The 13,332-nt window shown below is 60.8% G+C and carries 9 protein-coding genes; 7 read left to right on the forward strand and 2 right to left on the reverse strand.

Translation table 11 applies throughout. The features are described from left to right. Position 1: 1 nt before the first annotated feature. A complete protein-coding gene (locus N2601_RS23055) occupies positions 2-2,245 on the reverse strand; it encodes a glycoside hydrolase family 2 protein (protein ID WP_104826656.1) in 2,244 nt (747 codons plus the stop codon). A gap of 224 nt (positions 2,246-2,469) precedes the next feature. Between N2601_RS23055 and N2601_RS23060 the strand changes: the two genes are divergently transcribed. Beyond that, positions 2,470-3,873, forward strand: a complete 1,404-nt coding sequence (locus N2601_RS23060; RefSeq protein ID WP_104826657.1) for an aminotransferase-like domain-containing protein — start codon at positions 2,470-2,472, stop codon at positions 3,871-3,873. Positions 3,874-4,098: 225 nt separating this feature from the next. Beyond that, positions 4,099-4,518, forward strand: coding sequence for a DUF983 domain-containing protein (locus N2601_RS23065; protein WP_104826658.1), 420 nt, complete (start codon positions 4,099-4,101; stop codon positions 4,516-4,518). Positions 4,519-4,524: 6 nt separating this feature from the next. Here N2601_RS23065 and N2601_RS23070 read toward each other — a convergent pair whose 3' ends face one another. Next, positions 4,525-5,427, reverse strand: coding sequence for an AraC family transcriptional regulator (locus tag N2601_RS23070; RefSeq protein ID WP_104826659.1), 903 nt, complete (start codon positions 5,425-5,427; stop codon positions 4,525-4,527). A 213-nt stretch (positions 5,428-5,640) separates the two neighbouring features. Here N2601_RS23070 and N2601_RS23075 point away from each other — a divergent pair, with 213 nt between their 5' ends. From N2601_RS23075 to N2601_RS23095, 5 genes are all read left to right on the forward strand, one after another. Continuing rightward, positions 5,641-7,107, forward strand: coding sequence for an alpha-glucosidase/alpha-galactosidase (locus N2601_RS23075; protein ID WP_104826660.1), 1,467 nt, complete (start codon positions 5,641-5,643; stop codon positions 7,105-7,107). A gap of 137 nt (positions 7,108-7,244) precedes the next feature. Then, a complete protein-coding gene (locus N2601_RS23080) occupies positions 7,245-9,332 on the forward strand; it encodes an ABC transporter substrate-binding protein (protein WP_104826661.1) in 2,088 nt (695 codons plus the stop codon). Positions 9,333-9,490: 158 nt separating this feature from the next. Further along, a complete protein-coding gene (locus tag N2601_RS23085) occupies positions 9,491-10,501 on the forward strand; it encodes an ABC transporter permease (RefSeq protein ID WP_104826662.1) in 1,011 nt (336 codons plus the stop codon). Beyond that, positions 10,501-11,631: an ABC transporter permease gene (locus tag N2601_RS23090; protein WP_104826663.1), complete on the forward strand. Its 1,131-nt coding sequence runs from the start codon at positions 10,501-10,503 to the stop codon at positions 11,629-11,631. The genes N2601_RS23085 and N2601_RS23090 overlap by 1 nt, the downstream gene beginning before the upstream one ends. Positions 11,632-11,644: 13 nt before the next feature. After that, on the forward strand, positions 11,645-13,315 hold the full coding sequence (locus N2601_RS23095; RefSeq protein WP_104826664.1) for an ABC transporter ATP-binding protein: 1,671 nt from the start codon (positions 11,645-11,647) through the stop codon (positions 13,313-13,315). The last annotated feature ends 17 nt before the right edge of the window (positions 13,316-13,332 follow it).

The raw sequence follows: 13,332 nt of genomic DNA on the forward strand, positions 1-13,332 counted from the left end.
GTCACTTCGCCGCCAGCGTGACCGTTCGCGTCGCAAAGCGCGAGGATGAAACTTCGACGATGATTGCCCCCGCTTCGCCCGTCGACTGGAGCCAGAAGCCGGTGGTACCGCCCTGGAAGGCTATCGTCTGCGGGCCGATGACCTCAGCAGGGCCGGTGACCTTTATCGTCGCGACATCGTTAAGGAAGGGCAGGCGGGAGCCTGCCTGGTCAAGAGCACGGACGATGATACGCGTCGTGTCGCGATCGCCGGCGCGAAGCGTCAGGCTGTCCGCCTTCACCTCGAGCGTCGTCGGAAGGGGATTGGCGACCATGTGCAGCGTTGCCACCGCCTTGCCACCAATAAACCCGGTAAAATGCGCGTCCTCCCATTCCATGCCCCAGACGCCCAATTCGTCCTTCGTGAAATGGCGATGGTCGAAGACGACGGGCGGGTGCGGTAGATGCGGGAAATTCTCCCGGTCCGGGCCGATACGCTTGACGAGCGAGCCGTAGCGCAGCTCGATTTCATCGCAATTGGTGAGCACGATTAGCGGCAGCACGCCGCCAATGTTGCGCTCACCGCGCGCCCATTGGGTCACGGGCTTCATAACGACCTCGTCGGAAGGCTCGCACTGGCTGATATAGGCGTAGGCCGCGAATTTCGGCTCGCGGAACATGTCCATGACGCCGTGATAGCAGATGCGGTCGCCGGAGCCGAAATCGCTATGGGTATTGTAGTCGAACATGCACCAGCCGATGGCGCCTGATATCGACGGGTCGCCATAGGCCGCATTCAGCACTTCCAGATGCCGGCGCACATGCTCGGCCTGCCGTTGTTCCTGATCGTAGATCTTCGTTGGGTACATGTGGCCGCCGAATTCGGTGATCAGATAGGGCACATTCTTAGAGAGGCCGGTATTCTCCTGCTGCGATCTGAGAGGCGTGCGCGGGCGGTTGGCGCCCGGCAGCTCCTCGTTGCCGAGAATGAAGTCGTTCATCGTATAGACGTCTTCGAGCAACTCGCTCTCGGTGATGTAGCGCACGCCGCCGGTCTGGCGCGTCGGATCGAGTTCGCGGGCAAGCCTGTTGGTCTCGACGTAAAAATCATGGGAATCCTGCGATTCGTTGATGCGCACGCCCCAGATGATGATCGAGGGATGGTTCCAGTCGCGTTCGATCATGCGGCGGACGTTTCGGATCGATTCCTGTTTCCACTCTTCGCCGCCAATATGCTGCCAACCGGGGATTTCCTCGAAGACCAGTAGGCCGATGCGGTCGCAATGATCGAGGAACCAGGTCGATTGCGGATAATGCGATGTGCGCACCACGTTGCACTTCAACGTGTGCTTCATGATCTCGGCGTCACGCTCCTGCGCGGAGCGGCCCATGGCATAGCCGGCATAGGGGAAGGCCTGGTGACGGTTGAGACCGCGCAGCTTCAGCTTGCGGCCATTCAGCAGAAAACCTTCGGCGGTGAACTCGGCAGTGCGGAAGCCGAAATTTACCGCGCACCGATCTGATCCATGGTTGGTTTTCAGCTCGGCATCAATCGTATAGAGCACGGGATTGTCGAGTTCCCACAGCGAGATGCCGGTCAGATTGTCGAAGGCGAAGGTAACGCTGCCGCCCGAGATCTCGGCGACTGCCGAGGCCAGCACCGTGCCATCCGCTGCGCAGAGGCGGGTTTCCATCGCGCCGTTGAAGGCGAGGCCCTGCGGATTGGCGATGTCGCAGCGAACGGTCGCGGATTTTGCAGCGGCAAGCACATTGCCGGTCTCGACCTTGATGTTGGCGATCGAGACGGGCGCTGCCACCTTCAGCCAGACATCGCGGTAGATACCGGCATAGGTGAGATAGTCAATACGGCCGCCGAAGGGCGGGATTTCCGGGTTCTCGCTGCCGTCGATCTTGACGGTGAGGAGATTGTCGCCCTCCCGCAGGCGGCCAGTCAGCCGCGCTTCGAAGGGTGTGTAGCCGTCCTTGTGAGCGATGATCTCCTCGCCATTGAGATAGACGACCGCATCGGCCATGGCGGCATCGAACACCAGCGACATTTCGCGCCCGGCGAAATCGGCGCTCCAGGGCAGGATCTTCTGGTAGGTGAAGGCGCGCTGATAGGATTTCTCGTCGAAATAGTTGAATGGCAGCTCAACCGCAGTGTGCGGCAAGGTGACGGGCTGTCCTGCCTGAAGATGGCCAACTTCGGCAAGCGAAAAACCTTCCTGAAAACTCCAGGATTCATTGAAAGCGACAACAGAGCGCATGTTCATTCCTATCGATGGAGCCCGTCGCAGCCTGGACGAACGCGTATTGCTTGGAAAAGGCGCGGTTGCGATGCGAAGCATGGTCGCAGCCGGGCGATATCTATACAGGCCTGTCGCGATGGTGCAACGAAATCGGATCCCGGATCGGCATTTCCCGGTGGTCACCCTCTTGCTCGCGGCGCAAAAACCATACAATATGCATACATTCCTTTGGAGATACCGATATGAGCGATGATCAGGCAGCGCCCTTCTGGGCACCCTCTATCAGCAGGGTGGCCGGGCCGGTCTATCTGGCGATCGCCGATGCCTTGCAGGCCGACATCCGCGCCGGCCGCTTGGCGATCGGTGCGCGCCTGCCACCGCAGCGCGCGCTAGCCGAGGCGCTCGGCATCGATTTCACCACCGTCACCCGCGCCTACGCCGAAGCGCGCAAACGGGGTTTGGTGGAAGGCCGGGTCGGGCAGGGGACCTATGTCAGCCAGGGCCGGGCAGCGCCGCCACGCCAAAAATCCATTCCCAGCGGGCTGGTCGATATGAGCATGAACCTGCCGCCGCGCTTCGATGACGAAGCCCTGACGGAGCGGATGTGGCAGGGGATCAGCGGGCTGGAATTCAGCGATGGGCTGGACCTGCTGCTGCGCTACCAACAGCCAGGCGGCGCCGTCCGGGACCGCGCGGCCGGAGCGGAATGGCTCTCAGGCCGGCTGCCCGGTATCGGGCCGGAACGTATTCTCGTGTGCCCCGGCGCTCAGGGCGCGATACTCGCCATCACCCGCACGCTGACGGCCCCTGGCGACACAGTCTGCGCTGAGGCGCTGACCTATCCGGGCTTCCTCTCCGTGGCGGCGCATTTGCGGCTTAATGTTGCTGCTATAGAAACCGACGATAAAGGTCTGATTCCAGAAGCTTTTGAGGAGTTCTGCCTCAGTAGGCGCCCAAAGGCGCTTTATTGCAATCCCACCATCAACAACCCGACGACGATCACGTTGCCGCTGTCGCGGCGCAAGGCCATTCTCGACATCGCCGCCCGTTACGATGTCGCTGTTATCGAGGACGATGCCTATGGCGCGCTGCCGATACAGCCGGTCGCGCCGCTGGCGGCGCTTGCGCCGGAGCGGGTCTATCACATCGCCGGCCTCGCCAAGTGTCTGTCGCCCGCGCTGCGCATCGCCTATCTCGCTGTGCCGGATCTGCGCGCGGCAACCAAGCTTGCCGGCATCATCCGCGCGACCGCCGCCATGGCTTCGCCGCTTTCCGCCGCGATCGCCAGCCGCTGGATCGAAGACGGTACGGCCGAGGCTGTGCTGGCGGCGATCCGCCAGGAGACGAAGGCACGGCAGGCGATTGCGGCGGAATTGCTGCCTGCCGCCAATCTGCTTGTCGATCCGGAAGGCTTCCATGCCTGGCTGCGGCTGCCGTCCGAATGGTCGCGCGGCGAATTCACGGCGCGACTGCGCTCTGCCGGCATTGGCGTCGTCGCGAGCGATGCCTTTGCCCTTGGTCCGGCGCCGGAAGCGGTCCGCCTTGGGCTCGGCGTTGCGGAAGATCGCGACCATCTTCGCCAGAGCCTCGGCATTGTCGCCGATCTGCTGGCAGAGACACCGGCCGCTTCGGCGATCGTCATCTGATCGGACAAATTGCCGCGCCCGCATGAGATACTTGAACAATATACATACAATAATTGACAATGTATGCATGTTGTGCCATACATCTTCCAACAGGACGGCAGGCGGCTTGAAGGTCGCCCACAGTGCCGTCCGGCTTCGGGACGATCCGCATGGGGCGCTTCGCCCGCGAGGCTCTCGGGCAATGCGCTCCAGAGCGAATGCCCGGTTCTTGGAAGGGACAAAACAATGTCATCCGAAGATTCATGGCCGCCGCTTCCCCCGCTCCAGACCGGTTTGCGCAACCGCTGCCCGCGCTGCGGGCAAGGTCATCTGTTCAAAGGTTTCCTGACGCTCCGGCCGTCCTGCGAGGTCTGCGGCCTCGACTATTCCTTTGCCGATCCGGCCGATGGTCCGGCCTTCTTCGTCATCTGCTTCGCTTGCATCCCAAGCGTCGCGCTTGCCGTCTGGCTCGAAGTCGCCTTCCAGGCTCCCTATTGGGTGCATGCCTTCACGACGCTGCCGTTCATGCTGCTCACCTGCATCCCGCCGCTGCGTCCGTTGAAGGGCTGGCTGGTGGCGAGCCAATATTTCTACAAGGCGGAAGAAGGAAAGCTGGTGCGGCTGGAAACGCCTGGTAACGACGACCTGCATCCGCATTCCGCATAGGCGGAGCTATCTTGTCCGCGCATTCTTGATGTCCTCTCCTGGGCTCCGCACTGCCGCGTACATGCCGGTGGTGCGGAATTCCGTAGGGTTGATGCCGTAGGTGCGCCGGAAAGCTTTCGAGAAATAATTGGCATCGTCGAAGCCAGACATGATCGCGACTTCCTTGACCGGAATGAACGCTGCCTTGGTCAGGAGCTTGGCGGCCCTCTGCATGCGTTGCTGCAGGACGAATTCCGCCGGCGGCAAACCCTCGCTGTCGGCAAAGACACGCGAGAAATGGGCGCGGCTGAGGCCGCTGACCCTGGCAAGGTCGCTGACCGGCAAGGGCTTGTCGAGATTGGCGTCGATATAGTCGATCACCGTCTGCATGGCGGATCGATCGGCGGCGATGGCATGCGAACCAAAGACATCGTCATAGAGCGCCATCGCGGCTTCATAGGCCACCGCCGAGGCAGAGGCTGGCGTCGTGGCGCCCCTTACGAGCCGGAGGCTGCAATCGGCAAGATGATCGATCGTCGACTGCTGCAGTTTCAGGAGCGGCCCGGCGGCGGTGAGGATCAGGCGATGAATACGCAGCGCCTCCTCGCCATTCATCGATATCCAGAAATATTCCCACCGCTCACCTTTTTCCAACCAGTAACGATGGTTGTGCGGCACAAGCACCAACAGCGTGTCACCGGGGCCGACACGGTAGTTGCGGTTTTCATAGCGCAGCCGGCCGCTGCCGCCGATCGTGTGCTGCAGCACCGTAAATGGCGTCTGGCCGCGCCTGCGTCCATCCCAATCGTAAAGCTCGTTGTCCCTTATTTCGTAGCCCGCGCTGGTCGGCATGGCGTGCAGCCGGTGGCGTCCACGCGGCAATGAGACGGTCCGCATGGTCTGGCCGTTGGCGATCAAATCTTGCAGCACAAAATTACCCTTGAAAGCATAATAGTTCTCTGGTCGGCCCGACGATTATAGGCATAATTCCTCTCAGAAAACAGCATGCACCTGCCGATGAGGACCGGCAGAAGGAGGAGAAGGTGCTGATTTTACTGTGTCGCGCTGTCTCTGCGATCATAGAATGAAAACACCAGCCTCTTCTCCGCTGCTGATTGTTCGACCGACTTTAAGGTGAGGATCATGAGTTTCAAAATCGCCATCATCGGCGCAGGCAGCGTCGGCTTCACGAAAAAACTGTTCACCGACATTCTCTGCGTGCCGGAGTTCCGGGATGTCGAATTCGCGCTGACCGATGTCAGCGAGCACAATCTTACGATGATCAAGGCGATCCTCGACAAGATCGTCGAGGCGAACAAGTTGCCGACGCGGGTGACGGCCACGACAGAACGGCGCAAGGCTCTCGATGGCGCGCGCTACGTCATCAGTTGCGTGCGCGTCGGTGGGCTGGAAGCCTATGCCGAAGATATCCGCATCCCCCTGAAATACGGTATCGACCAATGCGTCGGCGACACGATCTGCGCCGGCGGCATTCTCTACGGCCAGCGCAACATTCCCGTCATTCTCGACTTCTGCAAGGATATTCGCGAAGTCGCTGAAACAGGCGCGAAGTTCCTGAACTATGCCAACCCGATGGCGATGAACACCTGGGCGGCGATCGAATACGGCAAGGTCGATACGATTGGTCTCTGCCATGGCGTCCAGCACGGGGCCGAGCAGATCGCCGAAGTTCTCGGGGCCAAGGACAAGTCGGAACTCGACTATATCTGCTCGGGCATCAATCACCAGACTTGGTTCGTCGACCTGCGTCTCAACGGCCGCAAGATCGGCAAGGACGAGCTGATTGCCGCTTTCGAGGCGCATCCGGTCTATTCGCAGCAGGAGAAATTGCGCATCGATGTGCTGAAGCGCTTCGGCGTCTATTCCACCGAAAGCAACGGGCATCTTTCGGAATACCTGCCCTGGTATCGCAAGCGGCCGGACGAGATCAACAAGTGGATCGACATGTCCGACTGGATCCACGGCGAGACGGGCGGCTATCTCCGCCATTCGACGGAGACCCGCAACTGGTTCGAGACGGAGTTCCCGCAGATCCTCGAGAGCGCCTCGAAGCCGATCGACCCCGCCAAGCGCTCGAACGAGCATGCAAGCCATATTCTCGAAGCGCTGGAGACCAACCGCGTCTATCGCGGCCACTTCAACGTCAAGAATAATGGCGTCATCACCAATCTGCCTGCAGACGCCATCATCGAATCGCCCGGCTTCGTCGATCGCTTCGGCATCAACATGGTGGCAGGCATCACGCTGCCCGAAGCCTGCGCCGCGACCTGCATTTCCTCGATCAATGTTCAGCGTATGTCGGTTCATGCGGCCGTCAGCGGCGATCTCGACCTGCTGAAACTCGCGGTTCTGCACGATCCGCTGGTCGGCGCCGTATCGACACCGGAAGAGGTCTGGCAGATGGTGGACGAAATGATTGTGGCCGAAGCTCGCTGGTTGCCGCAATATGCGGATGCAGTCGAAGGCGCCAAGGACCGCCTGTCGCGCGGCAAGGTGAAAACCCGCGACTGGAAGGGTGCGGCCAGCCGCAACGTACGCTCGATCGAGGAGCTGAGAGCGGAAAAAGCAGCCGTGAAGCAGGCTGGCTAGCGAATGGACATTCGGGACAGGTTGGCTGCGGCGGGACTTTCAGGAGGAGGCCCGTCGCGCAAAGCCAACCGGTTCCCGTTCGATGGAGGAGTGCGGCGCACCCGCGGGGCGCTCGCGACAATGGGAGAGAGAAAACGATGAGACATTTTCGACCGATCAGCATTCTTGCGGCGTTGACGATTGCCACATCCGCGATCGCCATGAGCGCCTACGCGTCCGAACCGACGGTGCCGCCCGTACCGCCAGTTTTCCCGGCCGAAGGCAAGATCAAATATGTGGCACGCGATTCCATCCTGGAGTTCAAGACGCTGCCGGAATATCACGAGCCGGACTGGGTTACCGAGAAATTCGTCAAGACCGGCAAGTTGCCGCCGGTCAAGGATCGCCTGCCGAAGGAACCGCTCGTTTTCAAGACCGGCAACATGCCTGACGGCACCGGCGTCTATGGCGATACGCTGCGCCATGTCATCGGCGGCCGGCCGGAAGGCTGGAACTATGGCGCCGGCCAGACGCAAGGGTGGGGCGGCATCGATATCGGCCTCTCCGAGTGCCTGACGCGCACCGCGCCGCTGTTCCAGGTCGAGGCGAAGGACACCGAACCGCTGCCGAACCTTGCCAAGGGCTGGGAATGGTCGCCGGACGGCCACAAGCTCACCATGCACCTGATCGAAGGTGCGAAATGGTCCGACGGCGTGCCCTTCAATGCCGACGACATCATGTTCTATTGGGAAGACGAAGTCATCGATCCGAACGTCTCGCCGCTCGGTGGCGGCGCATCGCCGGAAGCTTTCGGCGAGGGCACGACCCTCAAGAAGATCGATGATTACACCATCGAGTGGACCTTCAAGGATGCCTTCCCGAAACAATATCTCTACACGATGGCCTATCCCAATTTCTGCCCAGGCCCATCGCACATCCTGAAGCCGCAGCATCCGAAATATTCGAAGAACACCTACGACCAGTTCAAGAATGCTTTCCCACCGGAATATATGAACATTCCGGTCATGGGCGCCTGGGTGCCGGTCGAGTATCGATCCGATGACATTATCGTCCTGCGCCGCAATCCCTATTACTGGAAGGTCGACGAGAAGGGTAATCAACTGCCTTACCTCAACGAGCTGCACTATAAGCTTTCGACTTGGGCGGACCGCGACGTGCAGGCGGTGGCCGGCTCCGGCGACCTCTCCAATCTGGAGCAGCCGGAAAACTTCGTCGCTTCGCTGAAGCGCGCTGCCCAGCCGGACGCTCCCGCGCGTCTCGCCTTCGGACCGCGCCTCATCGGCTATAACCTGCAGATGAACTTCTCCGCCAATGGCTGGGGCAACCCGGACCCACGCGGCCAGGCAATCCGCGAGCTGAACCGCAACGAGGATTTCCGCAAGGCCGTGACCATGGCGCTCGACCGCAAGGCGATCGGTGACTCCCTGGTCAAGGGGCCGTTCACGGCGATCTATCCGGGCGGCCTTTCTTCGGGCACCAGCTTCTATGATCGCAACTCGACCGTCTATTATCCCTTCGATCTGAAGGGTGCCAAGGAACTGCTTGCCAAGGCGGGCCTCAAGGACACGGATGGTGACGGCATCGTCAACTTCCCGGCCGGCACCGCCGGCGGTAAGGATGTCGAGATCACGCTCTTGGTCAACAATGACTACACCACGGACAAGAGCCTTGCCGAGGGCGTCGTGGCCCAGATGGAAAAGCTCGGGCTTCGCGTGATCATCAATGCACTCGACGGACCGAAGCGCGACGACGCCAACTATAGCGGCCGCTTCGACTGGATGGTCCGGCGTAACACCACGGAGCTGGCCTCCGTCGTGCAGAACACCGAACAGCTCGCCCCGGTCGGCCCGCGCACGAGCTGGAACCACCGCGCGCCCGAAAGTGGCCAGTTGGACCTGATGCCTTTCGAAAAGGAGATGGTCGATGTTGTCAATAAGTTCACGACCTCGCAGAATAGCGACGAGCGTGTGGCCCTGATGAAGCAGTACCAGAAAGTCTCGACCGAGCATCTCTACAATATCGGTCTGACGGAATATCCGGGCGCGCTCATCATCAACAAGCGCTTCTCGAACGTTCCTCCGGGCACGCCGATCTTCATGTTCAACTGGGCAGAAGACTCCATCATTCGCGAGCGCATGTGGGTCGCGGCCGACAAGCAAGGCAAATACGAGTTGTTCCCGCAGCAGCTTCCGGGTGCGCCGGGCAGCGCTGGCCCGATCAACTAACGGAGCAACGGTAGCCGGCCCCACGGGCCGGCTACCCGCTAACCAAGCAAAAATTCCGGCTGCATCGCGGTGCAGCCGGGCAAGGGTGAACCCAGCCGGTCCGTGCTATCCTCAGAGGATGCAGACCACCGGCGGCAAGAAGAGAAGCGAACCGTCCCATGTTGCGATTCCTGCTCGTGCGCATAGCCTCTGCCATACCTGTGCTCGTCATTCTGAGCGTGGTGACTTTTGCCATCATCCAGGCGCCGCCTGGGGACTATGCAGATTTCATCCGTTCGCAGTTGATGAACCAGGGCGGCGCGTCCTTCGCCCAGGCTGATGAGCAAGCGCAAATCTACCGTCGCGAACACGGCCTCGATAAGCCGCTGGTCGTGCAATACTTCAACTGGATCGGCGGCATCGTCACCAAGGGTGATTTCGGCTACAGCATGTTCTACAACAAGCCGGTCGCGGATGTCGTCGGCGAACGCTTGCCGCGCACCCTGGCGCTCGCGCTTGTTTGCCATCTCTTCGCTTCCGTTCTCGGCATCGGCTTCGGCATATGGGCCGCTACCAGGCAATATAGCTGGATCGACAGCCTGCTTTCCGGCATCTCATTTCTCGGCATGACGGTGCCGCGCTTCCTGATGGCGCTGATCATCGTTTATATCCTCGTCTTTCAGCTCAACGTCTCGGAAATCGGCAGCTTCTATTCGCCGCAATATGGCGGCGCGCCGTGGTCCTGGGCTAAGTTCGTCGATCTGGTCAAGCATGTCTGGCCGGTCGTGGCGATCGCCACTTTCGGGGGGCTCGCCTACAACATGCGTGTCATGCGCGGCAATCTGCTCGACACGCTGAATGCGCAATATGTCGAGACCGCGCGTGCGAAAGGACTCTCCGGCGGCGCCGTCGTCATGCGCCATGCGGTGCCGAACGCCTTGCATCCGCTCGTCATGTATCAGGGTGTCGTGCTGCCTTATATGCTGACCGGCGAGATCGAAACCGCCATTATTTTCGCGCTGCCGACCGTAGGGCCGGCGATCGTCGGCTCGATGGCGGTCGGCGATGTCTACGTCACCGCCACCTTCATGATGGTGCTGTCGGCGACGCTGATCATCGGCAACATCATTGCCGATATGCTGCTCGCCTTGCTCGATCCCCGCGTTCGCCAACAGGGAGGGATCCACTGATGCTCGCCTTCAGTACATCCGCGCCACCGCTCGATGACAACAAGATCAAATCGAAAAGCGGCAATGAGAGCTACATCGCGCTTGTCTGGCGACGCCTGAAGCGCTCCTGGACAGGCATGGGCGGCCTCATCCTCGTCATCCTCTTGCTGCTGATGTCGCTCTTTGCCGAATTCGTCGCCCCAGACGATCCCAAGGCTACCGACACCGGCTTTGCACCGCCGCAGGTGATCAGCTTCCACGACAAGGACGGTAATTTCTTCTTCCAGCCGCGCGTCTATGCGCTGGCCGAAACCGACGAGCTCGATCCGGTCACCTTTCAGCCGGTGGTCGGGCCAGACTACAACAACCCGCGTCTGCTCGGCTTTTTCGTCAAGGGCGCGCCCTATAACCTGTTTGGCCTGATCCCCGGCAATCGCCACCTCTTCGGCTCGGTCGACGGCCAGCCCGTGCATTTCCTCGGCACCGACAAGTTCGGCCGCGACGTGCTCTCCCGCGCCATCTACGGCTCGCGCATCTCGCTGATGATTGCACTGACAGTCGTCTTCATTGTCACGATCGTCGGCACCACCGTCGGCATGGTCTCAGGCTATTTCGGCGGTACGCTTGATACCTGGATCCAGCGCTTCGTCGAGCTGGTGCTCGCCTTTCCGCAATTGCCGCTTTATCTGGCGCTGACCTCGTTGATCCCCGTGACGGCGCCGACCAATGTCTTCCTCGCCTTCGTCATCATCGTCATGTCGGCGCTCGGCTGGGCGCAGATGTCGCGCGAGGTGCGCGGCAAGACCTTGGCCTTGGCGCGGATCGATTATGTGCGCGCCGCCATGGCGGTAGGGGCGACGGACTGGCGCATCATCCTGCAGCACATTTTCCCGAACGTGATGAGCCATGTCATTGTCACTGTGACGCTGGCAATTCCGAGCGTCGTGCTGCTCGAATCCTTCCTTGGCTTCCTTGGTTTCGCGGTCAAGCCGCCGCTGATTTCCTGGGGGCTGATGCTGCAGGATACGTCCACCTATTCGGTCATCGGCTCTTATCCCTGGATCCTCTCGCCCGTCGCCTTCGTGCTCGTCACCGTCTTTGCATTCAATGCGCTTGGCGACGGTCTGCGCGACGCCATCGATCCCTATTGAGAGGAGACGGACAATGGCTCTCGCACTCGTCAATCCCTTTGCCCCCGATATCAGGCTTGATGCGGCCAACAAGACCGTGCCGCCCGTCATCGACGCCCGCAATGTCGCCGTCAAATTCAAGGTGGAGGACGGCATCGTCTACGCCGTCAAGGATATCTCCTTCCAGCTCTACCGTGGCGAAACCATCGCTATCGTCGGTGAATCCGGCTCGGGAAAATCGGTGACCGCCCGCACGGTGATGGGGTTGCTTACCAAACGCGCCGTCGTCTCGGAAAAATCCACCGTCAGCTACGACGGCAAGAATGTGCTGAAATTTTCCGAACGCGCCCGTCGGCAATTGCGCGGCGATCGCATCTCGATGATCTTCCAGGAGCCGATGAGCTCGCTGAACCCGATCTACACAATCGGCAGCCAAATCGTCGAGGCAATCCGCGTCCATCGCAGGATCGGCCGCCGCGAGGCAGAGAAGCGGGCGCTGGCGCTGCTGCAGCAAGTCCAGATTCCCGATCCTGAGGCACGGCTGAAACAATACCCGCACCAGCTTTCCGGCGGCCAGCGCCAACGCGTTATGATCGCCATGGCGCTCGCCAATGATCCGGATGTGCTGATCGCCGACGAGCCGACCACCGCGCTCGACGTTACCGTGCAGGCTCAGATCCTGAATCTGATCCGCAACCTGCAAAAGCAACTCGGCATGGCGGTGATCCTGATCACCCACGACCTGACCGTGGTCAGGCAGTTCTCCGACTATGTCTACGTCATGCAGCACGGCGAGATGCGCGAGCACAATACGACGGAAGAACTTTTTGCCCATCCGCAACATTCCTATACGCAGCATCTGCTCGCCTCCGAACCGAGGGGACAGGCAAAGCCGTTGCCACCGGATTGCGACACCATCCTTGAAGGCAAATCCGTCAAGGTTGCCTTCATGCTGCGCCACGGCACCTTCCTCAAACCGGATATGCGTGAACTGGTCGCCGTCGACGGCCTCAGTCTGGAGCTCCGCCGGCACGAGACGCTGGGGCTCGTCGGCGAATCCGGCTCCGGCAAGACCACCTTCGGCCAAGCCCTGTTGCGGCTGATCGACGCCGATAGCGGTGAAATCTATTTCGACCGGCAGGCCATCCACGGCCGTTCGCGGGCCGAGATGCGGCCGTTGCGCTCACGCATGCAGATCGTTTTCCAGGACCCGTTCTCCTCGCTCAACCCGCGCATGCCGATCGGCCAGATCATTGCCGAGGGGCTGGTGGTCAACAATATCGGTACCAACAAGGCGGAGCGGCTGGAGCGGGTGAAGGAAGCACTGGTCAGCGCCGGCATGCCCTCGAATATCCTGTCGCGCTTTCCGCACGAATTCTCCGGTGGCCAACGCCAGCGCATCGCCATTGCGCGGGCTATCGCGCTCGAGCCGGAATTCATCCTGCTCGACGAGCCGACCTCGGCGCTCGATCTCTCCGTTCAGGCGCAGATCATCGATCTCTTGCGCAAGCTGCAGGACGAACGGGGTCTGAGTTATCTTTTCATCTCCCACGACCTCAAGGTCGTCCGCGCCCTTTGCCATCGCGTCATCGTCATGCAGCACGGCAAGATCATGGAAGAGGGGCCGGTCGACGACGTACTTTCCCATCCCAAGACCGCTTACACCGAACGCCTCGTGAAGGCGGCGTTCGAGGTAGCTTCATAAGCATTCAGGAGACTTTC

The organism is Rhizobium sp. CB3060, assembly GCF_025200735.1.
Lineage (GTDB): Bacteria > Pseudomonadota > Alphaproteobacteria > Rhizobiales > Rhizobiaceae > Rhizobium.

Coding starts and splice junctions, on each gene's coding strand:
- N2601_RS23090 (WP_104826663.1), top strand. CDS start 10,501: ATGCTCGCCTTCAGTACATCCGCGCCACCGCTCGATGACAACAAGATC.
- N2601_RS23085 (WP_104826662.1), top strand. CDS start 9,491: ATGTTGCGATTCCTGCTCGTGCGCATAGCCTCTGCCATACCTGTGCTC.
- N2601_RS23060 (WP_104826657.1), top strand. CDS start 2,470: ATGAGCGATGATCAGGCAGCGCCCTTCTGGGCACCCTCTATCAGCAGG.
- N2601_RS23080 (WP_104826661.1), top strand. CDS start 7,245: ATGAGACATTTTCGACCGATCAGCATTCTTGCGGCGTTGACGATTGCC.
- N2601_RS23055 (WP_104826656.1), bottom strand. CDS start 2,245: ATGCGCTCTGTTGTCGCTTTCAATGAATCCTGGAGTTTTCAGGAAGGT.
- N2601_RS23095 (WP_104826664.1), top strand. CDS start 11,645: ATGGCTCTCGCACTCGTCAATCCCTTTGCCCCCGATATCAGGCTTGAT.
- N2601_RS23065 (WP_104826658.1), top strand. CDS start 4,099: ATGTCATCCGAAGATTCATGGCCGCCGCTTCCCCCGCTCCAGACCGGT.
- N2601_RS23075 (WP_104826660.1), top strand. CDS start 5,641: ATGAGTTTCAAAATCGCCATCATCGGCGCAGGCAGCGTCGGCTTCACG.